General features: G+C 70.7%; 17 protein-coding genes. 9 read left to right on the top strand and 8 right to left on the bottom strand.

What is annotated here, in order from left to right:
- Positions 1 to 34: 34 nt before the first annotated feature.
- The 3 genes from AB0K07_RS08930 to AB0K07_RS08920 form a co-directional block, all read right to left on the bottom strand.
- Entirely contained in the window at positions 35 to 1,168 is a 1,134-nt protein-coding gene (locus AB0K07_RS08930; protein WP_363752247.1) for an acyltransferase, read from the bottom strand.
- Between the two features lie 307 nt (positions 1,169 to 1,475).
- Complete coding sequence (locus tag AB0K07_RS08925; RefSeq protein ID WP_363752245.1) at positions 1,476 to 2,420, bottom strand: NAD-dependent epimerase/dehydratase family protein; 945 nt, start codon at positions 2,418 to 2,420, stop codon at positions 1,476 to 1,478.
- A 376-nt stretch (positions 2,421 to 2,796) separates the two neighbouring features.
- Positions 2,797 to 4,029: a glycosyltransferase gene (locus tag AB0K07_RS08920; RefSeq protein ID WP_363752243.1), complete on the bottom strand. Its 1,233-nt coding sequence runs from the start codon at positions 4,027 to 4,029 to the stop codon at positions 2,797 to 2,799.
- 118 nt (positions 4,030 to 4,147) lie between these two features.
- Here AB0K07_RS08920 and AB0K07_RS08915 point away from each other — a divergent pair, with 118 nt between their 5' ends.
- Genes AB0K07_RS08915 through AB0K07_RS08905 form a run of 3 tightly spaced genes read left to right on the top strand, consistent with a single transcriptional unit; the run spans position 4,148 to position 6,412 of the window.
- Entirely contained in the window at positions 4,148 to 5,176 is a 1,029-nt protein-coding gene (locus AB0K07_RS08915) for a hypothetical protein (protein ID WP_363752241.1), read from the top strand.
- A 45-nt stretch (positions 5,177 to 5,221) separates the two neighbouring features.
- Positions 5,222 to 5,476: a hypothetical protein gene (locus tag AB0K07_RS08910; RefSeq protein WP_363752239.1), complete on the top strand. Its 255-nt coding sequence runs from the start codon at positions 5,222 to 5,224 to the stop codon at positions 5,474 to 5,476.
- Between the two features lie 9 nt (positions 5,477 to 5,485).
- Positions 5,486 to 6,412: an NAD(+)/NADH kinase gene (locus tag AB0K07_RS08905; protein ID WP_363752237.1), complete on the top strand. Its 927-nt coding sequence runs from the start codon at positions 5,486 to 5,488 to the stop codon at positions 6,410 to 6,412.
- Positions 6,413 to 6,561: 149 nt separating this feature from the next.
- Here AB0K07_RS08905 and pgm read toward each other — a convergent pair whose 3' ends face one another.
- Both pgm and glgC read right to left on the bottom strand, forming a co-directional pair.
- Positions 6,562 to 8,205, bottom strand: coding sequence for a phosphoglucomutase (alpha-D-glucose-1,6-bisphosphate-dependent) (gene pgm / locus AB0K07_RS08900; protein ID WP_363752235.1), 1,644 nt, complete (start codon positions 8,203 to 8,205; stop codon positions 6,562 to 6,564).
- 47 nt (positions 8,206 to 8,252) lie between these two features.
- Positions 8,253 to 9,485, bottom strand: coding sequence for a glucose-1-phosphate adenylyltransferase (glgC, locus tag AB0K07_RS08895; RefSeq protein ID WP_363752233.1), 1,233 nt, complete (start codon positions 9,483 to 9,485; stop codon positions 8,253 to 8,255).
- Between the two features lie 72 nt (positions 9,486 to 9,557).
- Between glgC and glgA the strand changes: the two genes are divergently transcribed.
- Positions 9,558 to 10,763 carry a glycogen synthase gene (gene glgA / locus AB0K07_RS08890; RefSeq protein ID WP_363752231.1) on the top strand — a complete coding sequence of 402 codons (1,206 nt, stop codon included), beginning with the start codon at positions 9,558 to 9,560 and terminating at the stop codon, positions 10,761 to 10,763.
- A gap of 39 nt (positions 10,764 to 10,802) precedes the next feature.
- Here glgA and AB0K07_RS08885 read toward each other — a convergent pair whose 3' ends face one another.
- Positions 10,803 to 11,747: an inositol-3-phosphate synthase gene (locus AB0K07_RS08885; protein WP_363752229.1), complete on the bottom strand. Its 945-nt coding sequence runs from the start codon at positions 11,745 to 11,747 to the stop codon at positions 10,803 to 10,805.
- A 95-nt stretch (positions 11,748 to 11,842) separates the two neighbouring features.
- On the opposite strand from AB0K07_RS08885, the gene AB0K07_RS08880 reads away from it, so the two are divergent.
- Positions 11,843 to 13,093: a DUF222 domain-containing protein gene (locus tag AB0K07_RS08880; RefSeq protein WP_363752227.1), complete on the top strand. Its 1,251-nt coding sequence runs from the start codon at positions 11,843 to 11,845 to the stop codon at positions 13,091 to 13,093.
- Between the two features lie 40 nt (positions 13,094 to 13,133).
- Here the strand turns inward: AB0K07_RS08880 and AB0K07_RS08875 are convergent, their stop codons facing one another.
- Positions 13,134 to 14,285: a helix-turn-helix domain-containing protein gene (locus AB0K07_RS08875; RefSeq protein WP_363752225.1), complete on the bottom strand. Its 1,152-nt coding sequence runs from the start codon at positions 14,283 to 14,285 to the stop codon at positions 13,134 to 13,136.
- A 430-nt stretch (positions 14,286 to 14,715) separates the two neighbouring features.
- Between AB0K07_RS08875 and AB0K07_RS08870 the strand changes: the two genes are divergently transcribed.
- From AB0K07_RS08870 to glgB, 4 genes are all read left to right on the top strand, one after another.
- Positions 14,716 to 14,943: a winged helix-turn-helix domain-containing protein gene (locus AB0K07_RS08870; protein WP_363752223.1), complete on the top strand. Its 228-nt coding sequence runs from the start codon at positions 14,716 to 14,718 to the stop codon at positions 14,941 to 14,943.
- Between the two features lie 322 nt (positions 14,944 to 15,265).
- Positions 15,266 to 15,820 carry a hypothetical protein gene (locus tag AB0K07_RS08865; protein ID WP_363752221.1) on the top strand — a complete coding sequence of 185 codons (555 nt, stop codon included), beginning with the start codon at positions 15,266 to 15,268 and terminating at the stop codon, positions 15,818 to 15,820.
- A gap of 100 nt (positions 15,821 to 15,920) precedes the next feature.
- Positions 15,921 to 18,071 (top strand): maltotransferase domain-containing protein, encoded by a 2,151-nt coding sequence (locus AB0K07_RS08860; protein ID WP_363752219.1) that lies wholly within the window; start codon positions 15,921 to 15,923, stop codon positions 18,069 to 18,071.
- Positions 18,059 to 20,161 (top strand): 1,4-alpha-glucan branching protein GlgB, encoded by a 2,103-nt coding sequence (gene glgB / locus AB0K07_RS08855; RefSeq protein ID WP_363752217.1) that lies wholly within the window; start codon positions 18,059 to 18,061, stop codon positions 20,159 to 20,161. The genes AB0K07_RS08860 and glgB overlap by 13 nt, the downstream gene beginning before the upstream one ends.
- A 62-nt stretch (positions 20,162 to 20,223) precedes the next feature.
- Here glgB and AB0K07_RS08850 read toward each other — a convergent pair whose 3' ends face one another.
- Positions 20,224 to 21,264 carry a phosphatase domain-containing protein gene (locus AB0K07_RS08850; RefSeq protein WP_363752805.1) on the bottom strand — a complete coding sequence of 347 codons (1,041 nt, stop codon included), beginning with the start codon at positions 21,262 to 21,264 and terminating at the stop codon, positions 20,224 to 20,226.
- Positions 21,265 to 21,283: the final 19 nt, after the last annotated feature.

The raw sequence follows: 21,283 nt of genomic DNA, 5'->3' as shown, positions 1-21,283 counted from the left end.
CGCCCGACCGGGCGGACCCGCCGCACGGACCGAATCATGCCGGCCTGCTCACGCCGCCTCTGACGGAGTACCGCTTCAACTGCAGGGCGGGCCTCTCCACCAGATTCCACGACGCGTACGCGCAGGCGAGGGTGATCGCCACCACCAGCAGGACCAGTGGCGTACCGCGGACCCGCCAGTTGTCCACACCGGCCCAGAGCAGCAGGTTGATGACCGGCATATGCCAGATGTAGGCGCCGAAGCTCAGGTCACCGATCCGCGCGGTCAACCCCCGCAGCACCCGCGGCCCGCGATGTCCTACCCAGTACACGAGGTAGGCCAGGGGGACGGCGGCCAGCAGGGCGATGACGGCCCGCCCCGAGGCGCCCACCTGATGCTGCGTCCACGTCAACACGGCGTACCCGCCCAGGGCTGCGAGCGCCACCGGCCCCGACTGCGGAAGCCGGTCCCACACCCGGACCAGGATCATGCCGAGCAGGAAGTAGCCGATCCACGGCACGACGGAGACGCTGACCAGTCTGCTCAGCAGCGCGTCCGGGTCCACGCCCGCCAGGTAGGCGTGCAGCCCACAGCCGAGCACGGCGGCCACGGCCGTCACCAGGACCATCAGCCGGACCGATCGGCGGACGGCCAACAGGACCAGGCCCGGCACGATCAGGTAGAAGCCGACCTCGGCCGGGATCGTCCACAGGCTGCCGTTGACGACGCCAGTGCCGAAATCGGCCAGGAGCAGCGGGTGGTAGACCGGGACCAGCAGCAGGGTACTGCCCGCCCAGGCGAGGAAATGCGGATCGGCGAGCGATCGTGTTCCGACGACCCCGGTGAGAAGCAGAAGCCCGACCATAAGCACGAGATAGACGTAGATCGCCGGCGCGATCCGCAGCAGCCGGTTGCGGAAATACTCGGACCAGCCCCGACCACTCTCGTGGCAGCGGAGCGCGGACGCGAAGACGAGCCCGCCGCTGATGACGAAGAAGACGGCGACGCCGTCGCCGAACCATCGCCCACTGCCCGGCGCGTACCAGAGGAAGCCGCTGCCGGTGTGTTCGACGGCGTGCTGGACGACGACCGCGAGCGCCGCGAGCAGCCGGAGAAAGTCGAAGCAGTTCGTCTCCTGACGGCGCGGCGAATCGGTCCGGTGGGCTTCCGGACGGGTGGTCGTCGTCATGCGTACGCCTCTCGCTGAGCGGCCTGATGGTTGCGCGGAAAGAGCGGGCGACGTCACCGGCCGGACGGCAGCGCGTCGAGGAACGCGGCCAGCGGCTGCGCGTACCGTCGGTGGTCGAACGCCGTCTCGGCGGTCGCCCGCGCGGCCGTACGCATCTCCGCGCGCCCGATCGGACAGCCGTGCCGCCCGGTGCGGCACCCGCTCCAGCTCCGCAGCTCCCGACTCGACCGACGCCGGGGCCGTGCCGTCTGCCGCGACCCGGCGCCGCGGTCAAGTGTCCTCTGGGTAGTGGGGCGCATAGCCGGGTTCAGCGACGGACCAGGCCGCGCTGAGACATCCAGGCGACGGTCGCCTCCAGCCCTTCCCTAATTGAGTACCGACGGGGAGCCGGGAAGAGTTCGCGCAGGCGTGAGCAGTCGGCCTGCGAGTCGCGCACATCGCCGGCCCGGGGCGGTCCGTGCACGACTTCCAGGCGGCGCCCGAGCACCCGCTCCAATTCAGCGATCAGTTCGAGCAGCGAGATCCGTGCGCCGAACGCCAGATTGACCACGTCCGGCGACGAGACTCTACGAAGGATCGCCTCCACGATCACCGAGGTGACGCTGCCGACGTACGTGAAGTCCCGGGTCTGCGTGCCGTCACCGTGCACCTGCAGCGGACGGCCCTCGAGCGCTGCGGAGACGAACCGGGGCACCACGGCGGCGTACGCATGGTTCGACGCTTGCCGCGGCCCGTAGACGTTGAAGAACCGAAACGGCAGTACATCCATCCCGTAGCAAGAGGCGTACGCCACCGCGTACGCCTCGGTGGCCAGCTTCGAGACCGCGTACGGACTGACCGGAATCGGCCGCAACGCCTCCTGGCGTGGCAACACCGGGTTTGCGCCGTAGACCGATGACGAGGAGGCGAGCACGAGCTGGGGCACCCGGTGGCGGCGGACCGCTTCGAGGACCATGAGGGTGCCGGTCGCGTTCGCATGGTGGCTACGCAGCGGATCGTCAATCGAACGAGGCACCGAGCCGAGAGCGCCCAGGTGCACGACGCTCGCCGCGCCGCTCATCGCCTCGTCGAGCACCGCCGGATCGAGGATCGTACCGGTGACCAGCCGGGCGGGCAGGTCCAGAAGATTGTCCAGCGCGCCGGTCGAGAGGTCATCGACCGCCACGACCTCGGTGACCCGGGGCAGGTCGGTCAGCGCCCGCACCAGGTTGGAGCCGATGAAACCGGCACCACCGGTTACGACGATCTTCACTGATCCTCCTTGGGGGTGGCATGACCACCGGTTATCGCCTCTGGCTGGACTGCTCCGGGCACGACCCATCCCCGGGCCTTCGCCATCCGCCCGATCAACGAAAGAAGCCACCTCCAGTAACGCAAAACGGACGATCCGTCGGTCAGAGGCTGAAACCTCCGCCGGCGGGGTTGACGGACGGCGTAGTGATCCGCAATGCAGCACCGAAGGCTCGGTCGATATCGACTTCCGCCGGGAGGCGGGTCTGGTGGTATGCCTGGACCCGCGCCGCTACCGCGAACAGCTCCCGCCTGCGCGAACAGCTCGACCGCCGGGAGCTTCCACCACGCCTTTGACCACTACCGGCTCGATCCCAGCGGGATTCCGGCACCGGACACTAGTGGCCCAGGACTCTACTGACCTGCGAAGCCCCAACATCTCGATGTGCCCCGACCACGAACTTGCTGACGGTCTCCGTCCAGGCCCGGAAGTCGAAGTCGGCAGCCCGCGAACGGGCGGCCCTGCTCATCTCCCACCACTCGCCGTCGCTAAGAGTGAGCGCCCGCAGCAGTCCATCACGCACGTCAGCAGCCGAGGGGCCCGCCAGCACCAGTCCTTCCCGACCGTCGGTCACATACCGCGCCAGGTCGCCGGTATGGTTCAACAACACCGGACATCCGGCCGCCAGCGCCTCCGGCACCTTCGACGGGAACCCGGACCTCGCGTAGCCGGCATCGGGGCGGACCAGCACCGCGAAGTGCGTGCGAGCCAGTTCGGCGAGGACTCGGTCGCGTGACACCCGGCCGAGGAACATCACCTGCAGATCGAGCCCATCGAGGCAGGCCGGGTCCAGGTCGGACATGTCAGCGGCCTGCGCGCGAGTCATGCCGGCAATAGTCAACCGCACCCGACCGCGGTCCGCCGCGGGAAGCTGTCGGATCGCGTCAACCACCACAGCCAAGAGGTCCTTCGGCCCGGCCGTACCGGCATAGAGCAGCCGCAGGCCGCCAGCCAGCGGCGGCGCCGAGGACGGCGGGTACCGGGACAGGTCGACCTGTGGGGGCACCACGAGAGTCGGGCGCCGGTGAGAGAAGCGCCGGTACAGCTCAGTGGAGATCGCTATGACCCGGTCAGCCAGGTGGGCGGCGAGGTAGGTCTGCCAGCGATGCCGCAACAGCCGAGCGTCGAATCGCCCCCAGCGGAACTGCTGCGGGTCGAATCGCTCCATCACGTCCACGATCACCGGCCGGCGCACCACGAGCCGCAGCACCACCCACATCGTCAGGCTCCACTGCCCCAGGGTCAGGTAGACCGACGCCAACTCCGACCGTCGGATGCCGGCGCGATGCAACGCGAAGGCGACCCGCACCGGCAGCCAGTAGCGATACCACAACCGGGCCGGACGGCTCGATGCGCGGCGATCGAGGCTGACAAGTCGGATGCCGGCCGGCATCTGTCCGGCCGCCGGGCGGGTCGTACCGGACGGCCAATCGTTGACCACGACAGCTTCCTCAGCCACGACGGCGCTGCGAACAAGGCCCAGAACTCGGTTGGACATGGCGTCACCATCGGGGAGCCGATACGAGGAGATCACCAGCAGACACGGCGGCGGAGCTGTCCATTCAGACATACCGCACACCTTCGCACGATATGCGGTTGTTTGTCGATATTTGAGCCGGTAGAGTCAGCGTTCGCGGCGTCGGGCACCCGCCACCCCGGTCCCACGCTCCACAGTCAGGGAAGTCATCATGCAGCGGTTGGTGCTCATCACCGACTATCTCGGCGCGTTCTACTCCACCTGTCGGTCGGCGTATCCGCTGCCCACTATGGATGTCGGACGTCTCGCCGACAACTTCCGGCAGGCGGGGTACGAACCGCAAGTGACCACGTATGCGGACCTCGACCTCAGCGCCGATCTACAAGGCGTGCCCGTGCTCTACACGTCGTCGGAGGACCGAGGCCTCGAATACCGCAGCTGGATCGAGGATCTGGTGCTGGCCCTCGAGACCTCCGGCGCCCGGACCGTCCCCTCCTACCGATTCCTGCGGGCCCACCACAACAAGGTGATGATGGAGGCGCTGCGCACCCAACTATTCCCCAAGGAGGCCGCACTCCTGCGCACCCGCAGTTTCGGCACCTTCGAGGAGTTAGCGGCCGTCACTGAGTGGGCAGGTTCCTGGCCAAAGGTCATCAAGCCGTCCGAGGGCGCTGGCGCCACCAACGTGGCCCTTGTCGACGGCCGGAACGCGCTGTTGAAGGCGGCCCGGCGGATCGGTCGCACCCGCGACCTTGGCGGGACGGCGCGGGAGCACGCCAAGCGGATCCTGCGGCGCGACCGGCACCAGCCACGGTCGCTGCACAGGCAGAAGTTCATCGTCCAGGAGTTCGTTCCCGGCTTGTCGGGCGACTTCAAGGTGCTGCGATTCGGTGACCGCTTCTACACGCTGTGGCGGCGGAATCGACCGGGTGACTTCCGTGCCAGCGGCAGCGGCATCTGGGATTTCGACGATACCGGCGGGGCAGACAGATCGGCCCTACTCGACTATGCGGCGCGCATCAGTGACACGCTGGGCACACCTACAGCCTCCTTGGACATTGGCTTCGACGGCAGCGACTTCCATTTGATCGAGTTCCAGTGCATTCATTTCGGCACGGTCACGGCCGAGAAGTCGAGTCAGTATTACGTGAAGACGCGCGGGGAGTGGCACTCGGTACCCGAGCGCTGTGACATTGAGGCGGTGTTCTGCCAGGCGATTGTGCAGCACCTGGACCGGTGATGTGAGGACGGTTTCGTCACACGCGAGCACCGACGGAAATCCGGCATGGCCAAGGCGGCGCTGGACACCGAGCTGGCTGTCCGGGACTACCTGAACGAGGCGGAGACCTCGTTCGGGTCGGCCGACCTGGGCGGCTGGACGGTGGTCGGGCCACCGGCGGTCCGCGACACCCTGGTGGCCCGCTCGCTGACCCACCTGACCGGCCGGCCCCGCCATGACTGCGGCGAGGTACGCAGGCGCTCCCCGGACCGCACGCGCACCTTCGGTGTACGACGGGCGCAGCCACCACCGATGTGGTGAGCTGTACGGGTGTCGGGTCTGGGTCTGGGTCTGGTGCTGCACCCCACCCGGGATGTCACCGAGGTGGTCGGGATCATCGAACGGTGGGCCAATCGTCACCACAAGTCGTTGATGGTGCGCGCGGAGGACAAGCACCGCGTGCCGGCCAGCGTCACGCCCGTTCCGGCGGACCAGGTGGCCGTCCTCGCCGACGCGTTGATCAGCATCGGTGGTGACGGCACCATGCTGGGCGCGCTACGCTCCGCCGTCCTCGATCCGAAGCCGGTGCTCGGCGTACACCTGGGTCGGCTCGGCTTCCTGGTCGAGGTCGAGCCGCCGGAGCTGCCCGAGGCGCTGAGCCGGCTGCTGTCCAAGGACTTCACCATCGAGTCGCACGCCTGCCTGGCCTGCGACGTGTGCGGCGACGACGTGGTGGCGTTCAACGACATCGCGCTGGTCCGCCAGCCGGGCTCCGGCTTCGTCACCGCCACCCTCGCGGTGGACGGCCAGCAGTACGGCTACTACCGGGCCGACGCCGTGGTGGTCAGCACGCCGACCGGCTCCACGGCGTACAGCTACGCCGCGGGCGGCCCGCTGATCTCCCCTGCGGCGGACGCGCTGGTGGTCACGCCGTCGGCGCCGATGGCCGGCATCTCCCGGTCGGTGGTGCTCTCGCCCGACGAGAAGATCCGGCTGGAGCTGGAGCCCAACTCGTCGGCGGTCGTGGTGGAGATGGACGGGCTGGTCTTCCGGGACGCGGCGACCGAGGGCGCGGTGGACATCAGCTACCGCCGCAACGCCGGCCTGGTGGTCCGCCTCGACCCGTTGCGCTACCAGGAGCGCAACCAGTTGAAGATGACCCTGCTCGACCTGCCGTTCCTGCCCGAGCAGCTGAGCGAGCTGCTCCCCGACGAGTTGCGACGACGCACCCAGCGGGAACTACCACCGCCCTGCTAACCCCCCCACCCCGCTCCCCCACCCCGCTCCCACATGGTTGATCATGAAGTTGTTGCCATTCGGCGCGGCGTGTCGCGGCAATAACTTCATGGTCAACGCGGGGAGGCGGGGCCGGCCGAGGGTCGGGGGGTGGGTGGGGTGGGGTGGGGTTAGGCCTGCTCGAGCACGCCGTCGACCAGGGCCTTGGCCTCCTGCTGGATGCGCGCCAGGTGATCCGGACCCTGGAACGACTCGGCGTAGATCTTGTAGACGTCCTCCGTGCCGGAGGGGCGGGCGGCGAACCAGCCGGACTTCGTGCTGACCTTGAGCCCGCCGATGGCCGCGCCATTGCCGGGCGCGCTGGTCAGCGTCGCGGTGATCCGCTCGCCGGCCAGTTCGGTGGCCGTGACCTGCTCCGGGGAGAGCTTGCCGAGCACGGCCTTCTGCTCCCGGGTGGCCGGGGCGTCGATCCGGGCGTACGCGGGCGCGCCGAACCGCTCCGCCAGCTCCGCCCAGTGCTCGCTCGGGCTGCGCCCGGTGCTGGCCTGGATCTCGGCGGCGAGCAGGCAGAGCAGCAGGCCGTCCTTGTCGGTCGTCCAGGTGGAGCCGTCGCGACGCAGGAACGAGGCGCCCGCGCTCTCCTCGCCACCGAAGCCGACCGCGCCGTCCAGCAGCCCGGGCACGAACCACTTGAAGCCGACCGGCACCTCCAGCAGCGGCCGGCCCAGGTCGGCGGCGACCCGGTCGATCATCGACGAGGAGACCAGGGTCTTGCCCACCGCCGCGGCCGGACCCCAGTCGGTGCGGGTACGGAACAGGTGGTTGATCGCCACCGCGAGGTAGTGGTTGGGGTTCATCAGGCCGGCGTCCGGGGTGACGATGCCGTGCCGGTCGGCGTCGGCGTCGTTACCGGTGGAGATCTGGTAGTCGGCGCGGGCGGCGATCAGCGACGCCATCGCGTTCGGCGAGGAGCAGTCCATCCGGATCTTGCCATCGCCGTCGAGGGTCATGAACCGCCAGGTCGGGTCCACCGTCGGGTTGACCACCGTCAGGTCCAACCGGTGCCGCTCGGCGATCTCGCCCCAGTACGCCACGCTGGCCCCGCCGAGCGGATCCGCGCCGATGCGGACCCCGGCGTCACGGATGGCGTCGATGTCGATCGCCGCCGGCAGGTCGTCGACGTAGCTGGCGAGGAAGTCGTACTCCCCGGTGGTATCGGCGGCCCGGGCCCGCGCGTAGGTGATCCGGCGGACCTCCTTGAGCCCGGCGGCGAGGATCGCGTTGGCCCGGTCCTGGATCCACCGGGTGACGTCGGTGTCGGCCGGCCCGCCGTTGGTCGGGTTGTACTTGAAGCCGCCGTCGTCCGGCGGGTTGTGCGACGGGGTGATGACGATGCCGTCGGCCAGCCCGCTGGTGCGCCCCCGGTTGTGGGTCAGGATCGCGTGCGACAGCGCCGGCGTCGGGGTGTAGCCGTCGCGGCTGTCCACCAGCACGGTGACCCCGTTGGCGGCGAGCACCTCCAGGGCGTCCACCGCGGCCGGCGCGGACAGCGCGTGGGTGTCCCGGGCGAGGAAGAGCGGCCCGTCCAGGCCCTGCTCCCGCCGGTAGTCGCAGAGCGCCTGGGTGACCGCCAGGATGTGGTCGGAGTTGAACGCGTTGCGCAGGCTGGAGCCCCGGTGGCCGGAGGTGCCGAAGGAGACCTGCTGCGCCGGGTCCGCTGGGTCCGGATGCTCGGCGTAGTAGGCGGTCACCAGGCGCGGCACGTCGACCAGGTCGGCGGGCTCGGCGGGCTGGCCGGCACGGGGATGGGTCACGGGGGTCTACCTCCTCGGTACTGCGACGGACGACGGACGGGCCGGGGTCACGGCTCGACCCTCTGGCCCTTGCCGATCACCACGATGCCGTTGTCGGAGACGGTGTAGCGCTGCCGGTCCTTCTCCAGGTCGACGCCGATCTCGGCGCCCTCCGGGACGAACACGTTCTTGTCCAGGATGGCCCGCCGGACGACCGCGTGCCGGCCGATCTCCACACCCTCCATCAGCACCGAGCCCTCGACGTGCGCCCACGAGTGCACCCGCACCTTCGGCGAGACGATCGAGTTCTCCACCAGCGAGCCGGAGATCACCACGCCCGGGGAGACCATCGAGCCGACCGCCCGGCCGACCCGCTCGCCCCACTGGTGCACGAACTTCGCCGGCGGCCACGGCGGCTGCTCCGTGTAGATCGGCCAGTCGAAGTTGTACATGTTGAACACCGGGTGCACGTTGATCAGATCCATGTGCGCGTCGTAGAACGAGTCGAGCGTCCCGACGTCGCGCCAGTACCCCCGGTCCCGGTCGGTGCTGCCCGGCACCTCGTTGTCGCGGAAGTCGTAGACGTTGGCCTCGCCCCGCTCGACGAGCATCGGGATGATGCTGCCGCCCATGTCGTGCTTGCTGGTCTTGTCCTCCGCGTCGCGCTCGACGGCCTCGCAGAGCGCGCGGGTGGTGAAGACATAGTTGCCCATCGAGGCGTAGATCTGGTCCGGCGCGTCGGGCAGGCCGACCGCGTCGGTGGGCTTCTCGCGGAACGCCCGGATGCGCCGGCCGTCCTCGCCGACCTCGATGACGCCGAACTGGTCGGCCATCGACAGCGGCTGGCGGATGCCGGCGACGGTCACCGCGGCGCCGGAGGCGATGTGGTCCTCCACCATCTGCCGCGGGTCCATCCGGTAGATGTGGTCCGCGCCGAAGACGATCACGTAGTCGGGCTGCTCGTCGTTGATCAGGTTGAAGCTCTGGTAGATGGCGTCGGCCGAGCCGGCGAACCACCACGGGCCGCGACGCTGTTGCGCGGGCACCGGGGTGACGTAGTTGCCGAGCAGCGTGGACATCCGCCAGGTCTTGGTGATGTGCCGGTCGAGGGAGTGGGACTTGTACTGGGTCAGCACGACGATCTTGAGATAGCCGGCGTTGGCCAGGTTGGAGAGGACGAAGTCGACCATGCGGTACATCCCGCCGAACGGGACGGCCGGCTTGGCCCGGTCCGTGGTGAGTGGCATCAGGCGCTTGCCCTCCCCACCCGCCAGGACGATCGCGAGCACCTTGGCAGCCATGCCACGACGCTATCCACCCTCGTCCCACTTCACCACTCGTACGGGCACGTTTCTGCACTAGGGTGCGGGGTCATGACGGAACCCACCCCGCTCCGCGTCGACCTGCTCACCCGCGAATACCCGCCGGAGGTCTACGGCGGCGCCGGCGTGCACGTCGAGTACCTGGCCCGGGAGCTGCGCCGCCTGGCCGACGTACGGGTGCACTGCTTCGGCCTGCCGCGCACCGAGCCGGGCGTCACCGCGTACGCCGAACCGCCCGGCCTGACCGGCGCGAACGCCGCGCTGCGCACGATGGGCGTGGACCTGGAGATGGCCGCCGGCGCGGCCGGCACCGACGTGGTGCACAGCCACACCTGGTACGCGAACCTGGCCGGTCACACCGCGAAGCTGCTGCACGGGGTGCCGCACGTGGTGACCGCGCACAGCCTGGAGCCGCTGCGGCCGTGGAAGGCCGAGCAGCTCGGCGGCGGTTACGCGCTCTCCTCCTGGATCGAGCGCACCGCGATGGAGGCCGCCGACGCGGTGATCGCGGTCAGCGGGGGGATGCGCACCGACGTGCTCACCGCCTACCCGCAGATCGACCCGTCCCGGGTCCGGGTGGTCTACAACGGCATCGACACCATCCAGTACGCGCCGGATCAGGGCACCGACGTGCTCGACCGGCTCGGGATCGACCCGTCCCGCCCCAGCGTGGTCTACGTGGGCAGGATCACCCGGCAGAAGGGGCTGCCGTACCTGCTGCGGGCCGCCCGGGACCTGCCGGCGGACACGCAGCTCGTGCTGCTCGCCGGCGCGCCGGACACGGCCGAGATCGCCGCCGAGGTGGAGGAGCTGGTCGCCGAGCTACGGGCCAACCGCTCCGGTGTGGTCTGGGTGGCGGAGATGCTGCCCAAGCCCGAGGTGATCCAGGTGCTGACACACGCCACCGTCTTCGTCTGCCCGTCGGTCTACGAGCCGATGGGCATCGTCAACCTGGAGGCGATGGCCTGCGAGACGGCCGTGGTGGCGACCGCGACCGGCGGCATCCCCGAGGTCGTGGCCGACGGCGAGACGGGCCTGTTGGTGCCGATCGAGCAGGCCACCGACGGGTCCGGCCGACCGCTGGCACCGGAGAAGTTCGTCGCCGACCTGGCGGCGGCGATCAACACGCTGCTGGCCGACCCGGCGCGCACCACGCGGTTCGGCCAGGCCGGCCGGCAGCGCGCCGTGCAGCATTTCTCCTGGGACGCCATCGCCCGGCAGACCCTGGAGGTCTACCGCTCCGTCGGCGCGGCCTGAGGGAGACCACCCCTGCTCAACTGAGGAGGGCGCCCGCGCTCAGATCGCCGTTCCCGGTGGAGACTTGAGCAACGGCGCCGCCTCGGCGCAATGACCACCACGCCCGTTCCGTAGCGCGCTCGCGGCGATGCGGATCAGGTCGATGTTGACCCCCGCGGCGCCACTCGGGTCATGCACCTTCAGTTTCACGTCGAGGCTCACTGCTGTCTCACCCCAACCCTGCGCCTCAAGGTTGAGGTGAGCCACCTTCTGCGACGCGAGATGCGGCAGGTACCCGAGCGGGGCCACCTCGACGCTGTCAGCGCCGGACAGGGCGTTGAGCTTGGACTGCTTCTTGGTGTTGGGGTTCTCGACCAGGTTGCGGAAGTCTTCGGTGCCGCCCAGATTGACCTGGTAGGAGCTGACCAGGGTGAGGCCCCGCTCCTTGAGGAGCCGCAGCAGCGCGTTGTGCAGCACCGAGGTGCCGAACTGGCTGGCCAGGTCGTCGCCGAGCAGCGGCAGCCCGGCTGCCTCGAACCTGTCGATCCAGCGTGGATCGCGGGCGACCGGGTCGGAGGTCGTGTTGATGAAGGCGACGCCCGCCGTGTGGGCTGCCTCGGCGTACGCCTGGGCGGTCTCCGGCCGGCCACTCGGTGCCGAGTAGAGCAGCACCTCCGCCCCTGCCAGCGCCGCTGCCACCCGCTGCACCTCGCTCGCGTCGACCAGGCCCTTCGTGACCGGCACACCCGCTCTGGGCAGGTCGCAGTTCAGCCGAGGGAAGTTGTTGGGCGCCAGGAAGATCGCCTCGGTCAGGTCCCGACCGATCTTCTCCTCGGAGGTGGCGAAGGCCGCCACGACGTCGACATCCCCCACCCCGAGCCCGTCGATCATCGGCCTGCGGATTCCGACCAGGCTGCCGCTCTGGCGGTGGAGAGCAAGCCCCTGCACCAGTGCCGAGGTGTTGTTACCGACACCAACAACCGCGGCTTTCACCCGTTCGATCATGGCCGGAGGCTACGGCACCTCCGGTTCGGCCGTCCGCCCCGGCGGGACCGTCAACGGCGCCGGAGAGTGTCGTACAGGTGTTCTAATCTCCATCTGTGATCGATGCGTTGGAGCAGGCCGAGGCGGCGGTGGCGGCCTGCTTCGACACGGCCGCCTGGGCCGCCACCGAGCACGATCTCGTGGCAGCGTTGGATGCGGCGCATCGCCTGGAGCAACGCCTGGCGGCGGTCAAGCTGAGCCTCGTGCGCGAGCTGGACGGCCGAGGCACCGCGACCGCGCAGGGCGCGTCCTCGACGGCGGTGTGGCTGCGGGACCGGCTGCGTCTCGGGGTCGGTGCCGCCCGCCGGCTGGTCGAGCTGGCCGCCACCCTCGACGCCGCCCCGCCCGGAGTGCGTGACGCGTTGGCCGGCGGGGTGGTCGATGTGGAGCAGGTCCGGGTCATCGCCGCCACGGTCGAGACCGTCCAGAGCACGGCCGGCTCGGAGGCCGCCGACAAGGCCGTTGGCGTCCTCGTCGACTGGGCGGCGCAGTTCGACGCCACTCTGCTGCGCAGGCTCGGCACCCACATCCTCGACCACGTCGCCCCGGACGTCGCCGACGCGGCCGCCGAAGCGGCCCTGCGGGCGGACGAGTCGCGGGCCGCCCGGGATCGGCACATCACCATCAGCGAGCAGACCGACGGCCGGCTACGCCTCGCCGGCATCCTCGACACCGAAGCCGCCGCCGCGTTGCGCGCCGCCATCGACCCGCTCACCACGCCCACCGGGCCCGACGACGCCCGCACCCCGGGGCAACGCCGCCACGACGCTCTGGCCGACGTGTGCCGGCTCGCCCTTCGTACCGGTGAGCTACCCGAGAACGGCGGCGACCTGGCCCAGGTCGTCGTCACCAGCAGCTACGACGAGCTGAGCCGCCAGTTGGGCACCGGCGCTCTCGACACCGGCCTGCACCTCACCCCCGAGGCCGTGCGCCGCTTGGCCTGCGACGCAGGCATCCTGCCCGCCGTGCTCGGCAGCACCGGCCAGGTCCTCGACGTCGGCCGGCAACGCCGCCTCATCACCGGTCCGCTGCGACGCGCCCTCGTGCTGCGCGACCAGGGTTGCGCGTTCCCCGGCTGCGACCGCCCACCGCGCTGGTGCGACGCCCACCACATCCAGCACTGGGCCGACGACGGCGACACCAGCCTGGCCAACGCCGTGCTGCTCTGCGGCCACCATCACCGACACGTGCACAGCGGCGACTGGGCCGTCCGACTCGGCGGTGATGGGCATCCAGAGTTCGTGCCACCCGCCTGGCTCGACCCCGAACAGGTCCCCCGCCGCAACCACTACCACCCGCGCAGATAGCCAGCGACGGAGTTGGCCGCAGCCCGATCGCGGGCCTGCGTCAGGTGACGCGGAGGGCGGCGGCGAGCTGGGCCAGGCCGGCCGGTGCGTCGGCGGACCGCCACACGACAGCGACCAGCTTCCGTACCGCCGGCCGGTCGTGCACCTCATTGCGAGCGGCGCGCTCCGCGTCGAGGACGGCCCGGCCCGCGCGGTGCAGGTCGCCGCCCAGGGCGTACGCGCGGGCCACATCGAGGAGGTACGCGGCCCGGTGCTCGGGCGGCAGGCACAGCCACCCATCGCCGGCTACCAGCCGCTCGTGCCGGGCCGTCGCCGTGGTGACGTCGCCGAGGGCCGCGTCGGCCACCACCCGGGCCGCCTCGACCGCCGCCCGGCCCGGGCCGATGTCTCCGGCGATCGTCGCGGCCTGGTCGAGTGACTGGTGGGCGAGGCGTTTGTCTCCCCCGCTCGCGGCGGCGAGGGCGGCTTGAAGGAGCAGCGTCGCCCGCAGCGCCACGCTGGCTGGGGACACACCGCCGACCTCGTGCGCACCGATGCGGTCCGCGGCGACGAGCGCGGCGTCCAGGGCGGGCCGCCGTCGACCACGGGACCGCAGAGCCTGGCTCAGTGACACGGTGGCGACAGCGGCCACCTGTGGGTCGTTCGTGGCGAGCGCGACGGTCATTCCACGGTCGGCGGCCAGCCAGGCCAACTCCCCCTGGTCGACCTTGACCAGCACCAGCGCGGTGAGCGCGTACACCCGCACCAGCAGCGCGTCCGTCGCGCCGGGGCGGGCGGCCTGCGCTTCGCGCGCGGCGTCGAGCAGGCCGGGCAGCAGTGCCAGCAACGCCGGGTACCGGGCATGCCGATAGCTCTGCTCGGCATGGTCCAGCCGGGCACGCAACTCCTCGACCAGCGGCGGCTTGGTCGTGCCCCGCAGGTGATACCGGGCCAGCGCCGTCCGGATCCCGTCCACCCCTGCGGCGACCGGAGTCGGCCGCACGGGCCGGGCCGCCAGCAGGACCTCCACGTCGATGCGGAGCGTCTCGGCGACCTCCCGAAGGTTGGACACCCGCTCCAACCGGCGTACCCCACGCTCGACCTTGTCCACCCAACTCTTCGACTTGCCGAGACGGTCGGCGAACTGCTGCTGCGTCATGTTCCGCCGTACCCGCCACTGCGCGACCCGCCGGCCCACCGGCAGCTCGTTCACCGCCGGCCCATCGCGCTCACCGCAGGACCCCAACCACAAACAGCACGAGTACGACCACCGCGATCGCGATGCCGTAGGCGTACTGCCGTCGGGTGAGCGGCGCCCGCGTCGGCTGGGACGGGCCGGGCACCCGATCTCCGTCCGGCTGCGGAGGCCGCGCCCCAACAATCGGGTACGCGGGCGGCAGCGGCCCATCCGGCAAACGCTCGTCCAACTGTGCCTCCTCGCGACGCGACGAAAGGGTGGGTGATGCAGTTCAGGGGCGTTATGCCACGGGAACCACCCCGCCTCTGATGAGGCACTCCGCTGCTGACGAGAGGACCTCCAACGCGATCCAACTTAGGACCCTAAGTAGCAAGAGTCAACACAGGGTCCAGACTGTGTCGCGCGTGGTGAGACTCTGTACAGGCTGACGAGAGGTGGTCCCACCATGCCCCGCAAGCCTGTCTACGAGCAGGTCGTCGATGACATCACGACGTCGATCCGAAGTGGCACCCTCAAGCCCGGCGACAAGTTGCCGACCATCGCTGAACTCGCCCGCCAGTACAACGCGTCCGACAACCCGATCAAGCGGGCTTTGTGGATCATGGACGAGCGGGGCTGGATCGAGGTACACCAGGGCAAGGGCTCGTTCGTAGCCGCAGAACCGCCCGCCTGACTCCCTGGGACACCATTAGCGGGTATTGGCTCGACGCTGGGATGGCCGACTGCCACGATGCTGAGCCATGGCGGACGACCGGTCGAACAGGCGACCTCTCCTGGAGTCGTGGGCAGAGGTCGACCCGGCGCGGCACCCGTTCGATCCGGCCGAGATGTCGGTGACGGTCCGGGCGTTGGTTCCTCCGCCGCCTCCCCGGCCGGTGTTCCGAGATGGTCGGCGGGACCAAGGATCAGAGGACTTCGCCTGGGTTGAATCCGTCAGCGTGATCCTGTCTGACCGGTACGGCCAGTGGGCCTACCGCTGGTACTGGGGTCCCGGCGTGAATGAGCGACTGGGCTGGGTGGCCGACCGTGTCCCGACGCCGGATCGGGCGCCGGCGTTCGTCGCCGAGTCGCTGCTGGCCTGGCGGCGTTGGTTGGAGAGCCTGGCTGAACGTCTCGACCAAATTCTGCCGTCGCTCGATCCGGAGCGGGCCGTTGGTGCGGCTGAGGTCGCCGCCGCTTGGGAGGCCGCCATCGGGAAATTAATGATGTTCACCGTCGCCCCCGTCGCCGACGACGACGGCTGGCAGGGGTGGTGCGAGCTCGTCCTGCGCTGGCTTCTCACGGCCACTGGCGTGCCGCCGCAACAGGCGCTGGCGCTGGTCGAGGGCGCGTTCGGCAAGCGGTTCGACAATTGGGTGCCGCTGACGGCGACGGACATCGGTGATATCGCCGAACGGATCACCCGAGGCGTCCTCAGCCCCGCCGCGATCGTGCCGGCCAGCCGGGTCGACAACTGGCCCGACACCTGGCCACAGGGTTGGCCGTCCTGGCGGGCGACGAACACCGGCAGGGGTGCGGGGCCACCGTCCGACCGTGGGCACTCCAGGTGATGTCACCTCACCGGCACCGCGAAGACTCGCGGCCCCGCGTGTGGGACGGACCCGCAGGCTTGGCCGCGCGCGAACGGATCTCGCGCAGTAGGTTGGCGGGGTGACTGGACGGTTCCCGATCGAAGACGTCTCCCCCGTCGTCTCGTGCGGGCGATACCCGGCCAAGGCGGTGGTCGACGAGCCGGTTCTGGTGTCGGCGCGCGCCTACCGGGAGGGGCACGACGCGCTTGGCTGCAACGTGGTGTGGGCCGGCCCGGACGGCGCGAGCCGGCCGTTCACCCGGATGCGGCCCGGCGAGCCCGGCCAGGACCGTTGGCACGCCACCATCCGGCCGGACGCCGTCGGCTCGTGGACCTTCTCCGTCGAGGCGTTCCAGGACCCGTATCTGACCTGGCAGAACGCGGTGACCAAGAAGATCGCCGCTGGGCAGGGGCCGGAGGATCTGGCCAACGACCTGGCCGAGGGCGCTCGGGTGCTCGCCGCCGCCCGGGGCCTGGTGCCGACCGCCGACCGGGCCCGGGTCGCCGACGCGCTCACCGCGCTGGTCGACACCGACCTGCCGCTGCCGCAGCGGGTCGATCCGGCGCTGGCCCTGGCCGACCTGCTCTGGGAGCACCCGGTGCGGGAGCTGGTCACCATCGGTGAGCCGTACTTCATCTGGGTGGACCGCAAGCGCGCCCTCTTCTCCTCCTGGTACGAGTTCTTCCCCCGCTCCGAGGGGGCGGCGGGCGGCCGATCGGGCACCTTCGCCACCGCCACCGAGCGGCTGCCCGGTGTCGCCGCGATGGGCTTCGACGTGCTCTACCTGCCGCCGATCCACCCGATCGGCCGGGTCAACCGCAAGGGCCGCAACAACGCGCTCACCGCCGGGCCGGACGACGTGGGCTCGCCGTGGGCGATCGGCGCCGCCGAGGGCGGCCACGACGCCATCCACCCCGACCTGGGTACGCCGGCGGACTTCCGGGCCTTCATCGACGCGGCGGCGGCGCAGGGCCTGGAGGTGGCGATGGACTTGGCGTTGCAGTGCGCGCCGGACCACCCGTGGGTCAGCGAGCACCCGGAGTGGTTCACCACCCGGGCCGACGGCAGCATCGCGTACGCGGAGAACCCGCCGAAGAAGTACCAGGACATCTACCCGGTGAACTTCGACAACGATCCGGTGGGCATCCGGGCCGAGGTGCTGCGGGTGGTGCTGCACTGGGTCGGCGAGGGCATCCGGATCTTCCGGGTGGACAACCCGCACACCAAGCCGTTCGACTTCTGGCACTGGCTGATCGCCGAGGTGAAGAAGGTCGACCCGGACGTGCTGTTCCTGGCCGAGGCGTTCACCCGGCCGGCCATCATGCACGGCCTCGGCAAGATCGGCTTCACCCAGTCGTACACCTATTTCACCTGGCGCACGTCGGCCGCCGAGATGCGGGAGTACTGCGAGGAGCTGCTCGCGGCGGCCGACTACATGCGGCCCAACTTCTGGCCGAACACTCCCGACATCCTGCACGAGTCGTTGCAGCACGGCGGCCCGCCGATGTTCAAGATCCGGGCGGTGCTGGCCGCGCTGCTCTCCCCCTCCTGGGGCATGTACGCCGGCTACGAGCTGTTCGAGCACGTGGCCCGCCCCGGCGCCGAGGAGTACCTGGACAACGAGAAGTACGAGCTGCGCCCCCGGGACTGGGCCGGCGCCGAGGCGCAGGGTCGCTCGCTGGCGCCGTTCATCGCCACCCTCAACCGGGTCCGCCGGGACAATCCGGCCCTGCACCAGCTACGCAACCTGCGCTTCCACGAGATCGACAACCCGGCGCTGCTCTGCTGGTCCAAGCACGACCCGGAGACCGGCAACACCGTCGTCGTGATCTGCTCGTTCGACTCGCGCGGGGTGCAGTGGGGCAACACCACCCTCGACATGCCGGCGCTCGGCTTCGACTGGCACGAGCGGTTCACCGTGCACGACGAGCTCACCGACACCAGCTACGACTGGGGTCAGCGCAACGCGGTCCGGCTCGACCCGTACCTGCAACCGGCACACGTGTTGACCGTGCGCCGCCCGACCCCGCCGAGCGTGCCGCAGCCGGCGGGCACCGAACCGGCCGACCTCACCGTCGCCGAGGTGCCCGACGACCTCTCCGGCGGCACCGCGCCGACGACCCCGGCCACGGTGGCGGCCCGCCTGTCCGCTGCCCGTTCGTCTGCCGCCCGCCCGTCCCGTTCCGCGCCGACCGCCCCCGCCCCGAAGGACGACCGATGGACCAGCTGATCACCGGCGCGACGCACGACCCGCACGCGCTGCTCGGCGCACACCCCGCCGACGGGTCGACGACGATCCGCACGTTGCGCCGGGGCGCCGGCGACGTGGCGCTGCTCGTCGGCGACGAGCGGCACCCGATGAAGCGGGTGCACGACGTCGGCGTCTTCGAGATCCAGGTCGAGGGCACCGTGCTCGACTACCGGGTGGAGGTCGACGGCGCCGTCCACGACGACCCGTACCGCTACCCGCCGACCCTGGGCGAGCTGGACCTGCACCTGATCGGCGAGGGCCGGCACGAGCGGCTGTGGGAGGCCCTCGGCGCCCGGGTCTTCGACGAGGGGGTGGCGTTCAGCGTGTGGGCGCCCAACGCCCGCGGGGTGCGGGTCGTCGGCGACTTCACCGGCTGGGCACCGGACGACGGGTGGCCGATGCGCTCGCTCGGCTCCAGCGGGGTGTGGGAGCTGTTCGTCCCCAACGCCCGGGTCGGAGCCCGCTACAAGTACCGCGTCCTCGGCGCCGACGGGCAGTGGCGGGACAAGGCCGACCCCCTGGCGGCGTACGCCGAGGTGCCGCCGGCCACCGCCTCGGTGGTGCACCACTCGACGTACCGGTGGTCCGACGCCGACTGGCTGGCCCGGCGCGCCGAGCGGCAGCCGCACCAGGAGCCGATGAGCGTCTACGAGGTGCACCTCGGCTCGTGGCGGCCCGGCCTGGGCTACCGCGAGCTGGCCGAGCAGCTCACCGCGTACGTCACCGAGCTGGGCTTCACCCACGTGGAGTTCCTGCCGGTCATGGAGCACCCGTTCGGCGGTTCCTGGGGCTACCAGGTGACCGGCTACTACGCGCCGACCTCCCGGTTCGGCGACCCGGACGATTTCCGGCACCTCGTCGACCAGCTGCACGCCGCCGGCATCGGCGTGATCCTGGACTGGGTGCCCGCGCACTTCCCCAAGGACGAGTGGGCCCTCGCACGCTTCGACGGCACCCCGCTCTACGAGCACCCCGACCCGCGGCGCGGCGAGCACCCCGACTGGGGCACGTACGTCTTCGACTTCGGCCGCCGCGAGGTCCGCAACTTCCTGGTCGCCAACGCGCTCTACTGGTGCGACCAGTTCCACGTCGACGGGCTCCGCGTGGACGCCGTCGCCTCGATGCTCTACCTGGACTACTCGCGCAAGGACGGCGAGTGGGCCCCCAACCAGTACGGCGGCCGGGAGAACCTGGAGGCCATCACGTTCATGCAGGAGGTGAACGCGACCGTCTACAAGCACCACGCCGGCGTGGTGATGATCGCCGAGGAGTCCACCGCCTGGCCCGGGGTCACCCGGCCCACCGCCGACGGCGGGCTGGGCTTCGGCTTCAAGTGGAACATGGGCTGGATGCACGACACCCTGCTCTACACCTCGAAGGACCCGGTCTACCGCCAGCACCACCACCACCAGCTCACCTTCTCCCTGGCGTACGCCTGGAGCGAGAACTACGTCCTGCCGATCAGCCACGACGAGGTGGTACACGGCAAGGGCTCACTCGCCGGCAAGATGCCGGGCGACACCTGGCAGCGGCTGGCCAACGTCCGGGCGCTGCTGGCGTACATGTGGGCGCACCCGGGCAAGCAGCTGCTCTTCATGGGCTCCGAGCTGGCCGACGACCGGGAGTGGAGCGAGGAGCGCGGCCTCGACTGGTACCTGCTGCACGACCCGGCCCGAGCTGGCGTGCAGCGCCTCGTCGGTGACCTGAACCGGGTCTACCGGGCCACGCCGGCCCTCTGGTCGCAGGACACCGACCCGGCCGGTTTCCGCTGGATCGCCGGCGACGACGTCGCCAACAACACCGTGTCGTTCGTCCGGATCGCCCCGGACGGCTCGACGCTGGTCTGCGTGGCGAACTTCTCCGCGCTGCCCCTGCACGACTACCGGATCGGGCTGCCGGCCGGCGGCACCTGGACCGAGGTGCTCAACACCGACGCCCACCACTACGGCGGCTCCGGCGTGGGCAACATGGGCGCGGTGCACGCCGAGGACGTGCCCTGGCACGGCATGGTCGCCTCCGCCGCCCTCCAGGTGCCCCCGCTGGGCGTCGTCTGGCTCCGCCAGGACTGATCTCCCATGAGACGCAGACCCCATGGAAGGGTGAGTCCGACTCAGGACAAAGTGATCATGAGTCAGACCAGGCCGGCGTCGCGCAGGAGCTTCCACAGGCCGGCGCCGTCCGGGGCGGAGAGCCACTTCTGCCCCACCGGCCCCGCCGACGGGCGGCCCGCCGGCGCGGGCAGGCTGCCGGCCAGCACCGACTGGGTCGGGGAGAGCCGGCGGATCGCCACCCCGGCCACGTTCTCCGGGTGGGCGGCGGCGAACTCTCGGTAGATCTCCTGGTCGTGCTGGCCGTCGTCGCCGACCAGCAGCCAGCGCACCTCGGGGAACTCCCGGGCCAGCCGGGCCAGGGTGACCCGCTTGTGCTCCATGCCGCTGCGGAACCAGCGGTCCGCGGTCGGGCCCCAGTCGGTGAGCAGCAGCGGGCCGGCCGGGTAGAGGTGCCGGGACAGGAACCGGGTCAGCGTCGGCGCCACGTTCCACGCGCCGGTGGAGAGGTAGAAGACCGGCGCGCCGGGGTGCGCGGTGACCAGCCGCTCGTAGAGCACCGCCATGCCGGGCACGGCGGCGCGGGCGTGCTCGTCGAGGACGAAGGTGTTCCACGCGGCGAGCAGCGGCCGGGGCAGCGCGGTCACCATCACGGTGTCGTCGATGTCGGACAGGATGCCGAACCGGACCTCCGGGTCGAGGATGCGCACCGGCGCGTCGACCGGATCGGCGTCCGGGACGCTGAGCCGGACCGTGCCCCACCCGGGCGGCAGGTTGGCCTCGACGAGCGTGTCGACGAAGCCGCTACGGTCGGCCCGCGCCTCGCAGCGCACCCCGCCGGCCTCGATGGTCACCGTGACGTGCTTGGCCGGCAGGGTGGTGAAGCTGCGCCAGCCGCGGACCGTCTCCAGCCGGCCCCGCTGGCGGGTGTCGGGACGACCCAGCAGCACCCGGCACATCACCCGCACCCAGCCCGGGGAGCCGTAGCCGGTGTACGCGATGATGTTGATCCGCCAGCCGGTGCGCCGCAACCGACGCTCCACCAACTGGTGCACGGCGTCCTCGATCCGCGCAGCCCGGTGCAGGTTCGGAACGGCCAGCTGGCCGGCGGGAGTGGGTGGCACCCGCCAACCCTGCCACACG

It is taken from the genome of Micromonospora sp. NPDC049301, from assembly GCF_040678715.1.
Classification (GTDB): domain Bacteria; phylum Actinomycetota; class Actinomycetes; order Mycobacteriales; family Micromonosporaceae; genus Micromonospora.
Note: the sequence above shows the minus strand (reverse complement) of the source record. Positions and strands in the feature narration are given on the sequence as shown.

Excerpts from the sequence above, each read along its gene's own strand:
- glgC (WP_363752233.1), bottom strand. The coding sequence starts at position 9,485 with ATGGCTGCCAAGGTGCTCGCGATCGTCCTGGCGGGTGGGGAGGGCAAG.
- AB0K07_RS08910 (WP_363752239.1), top strand. The coding sequence starts at position 5,222 with ATGGCCAAGGCGGCGCTGGACACCGAGCTGGCTGTCCGGGACTACCTG.
- glgA (WP_363752231.1), top strand. The coding sequence starts at position 9,558 with ATGACGGAACCCACCCCGCTCCGCGTCGACCTGCTCACCCGCGAATAC.
- AB0K07_RS08930 (WP_363752247.1), bottom strand. The coding sequence starts at position 1,168 with ATGACGACGACCACCCGTCCGGAAGCCCACCGGACCGATTCGCCGCGC.
- AB0K07_RS08920 (WP_363752243.1), bottom strand. The coding sequence starts at position 4,029 with ATGTCTGAATGGACAGCTCCGCCGCCGTGTCTGCTGGTGATCTCCTCG.
- AB0K07_RS08885 (WP_363752229.1), bottom strand. The coding sequence starts at position 11,747 with ATGATCGAACGGGTGAAAGCCGCGGTTGTTGGTGTCGGTAACAACACC.
- AB0K07_RS08870 (WP_363752223.1), top strand. The coding sequence starts at position 14,716 with ATGCCCCGCAAGCCTGTCTACGAGCAGGTCGTCGATGACATCACGACG.
- AB0K07_RS08915 (WP_363752241.1), top strand. The coding sequence starts at position 4,148 with ATGCAGCGGTTGGTGCTCATCACCGACTATCTCGGCGCGTTCTACTCC.
- glgB (WP_363752217.1), top strand. The coding sequence starts at position 18,059 with ATGGACCAGCTGATCACCGGCGCGACGCACGACCCGCACGCGCTGCTC.